The organism is Liquorilactobacillus mali, assembly GCF_001437155.1.
Taxonomy (GTDB): Bacteria; Bacillota; Bacilli; order Lactobacillales; family Lactobacillaceae; genus Liquorilactobacillus; species Liquorilactobacillus mali_A.
The window spans coordinates 1-761 of record NZ_JQAR01000070.1; the positions used below are offsets into that span (position 1 = coordinate 1).

The 761-nt window shown below is 39.9% G+C and carries 1 pseudogene; it reads right to left on the bottom strand.

Going from position 1 to position 761, the window contains the following annotated elements:
- Positions 1–630: pseudogene (locus IV36_RS11750) on the bottom strand (transposase family protein); the annotation flags it as partial.
- Positions 631–761 lie beyond the last annotated feature (131 nt).

Here is a 761-nt window from a genome sequence, read left to right on the forward strand (position 1 = left end):
AAAGTAACTTCGTAAGTATGTATTATGCCGAGAACGCACGATATCTAACGTGCGGCGTGTCGCAATGTCCATGACAATGATACTCATGCCGCTACTAGAAAAGTTGCCCGCTTTAAAGTCGTCAAAAGCGATATTTTGCGGTAAGAAATGATGATTGGGCCTTAAGTAAGTTGAGAGCTCTTGCGCAAAGCGCATCACTGTCATTCCAGAGATCCCAAAATCAGCGGCAATATCTTTTTGTGAGATATTCTGGTCTAATTTAGAAATAGCCTGATATTTAACGGCTTGTGAGATTTGGTCGTTAGCCTTGACGTCCTTGATCTCCGCAAGTTTTGTAATAGTTTTAGGGCAGGCAGCTGAAGCCGGGCAGAGATATTTTTGTTTGCGGATCGAAAAAACATTTGTGATCCCACCCGAAGGCAAACCGAGCATCTCAACGGTTTTAAAACCGTTGTAGCGCATTTTTTGACCACAAACTGGGCAAGCACAAGGATAAGATTGCCGCAAATGGATCTTGCGGACTTTTTTATGTTGGTAAAATCCTGCAGCTATCACTTTATTCTTATATTTTGGATCAAATTCCAGGTGTGAGTCTTTAATTCCCAATAGATCCAGTGTACAATTCTTCATGTAGGACATTCCTTTCAGTGTAGGGATTGTTTCTTTGAGATGAAGTGTGTCTTCATCTCTATTTTTTTATCATAAAACAAAATTGGTACTGAGAGAAGATTTTTCTATCAGTACCAAATATTATAGAACCC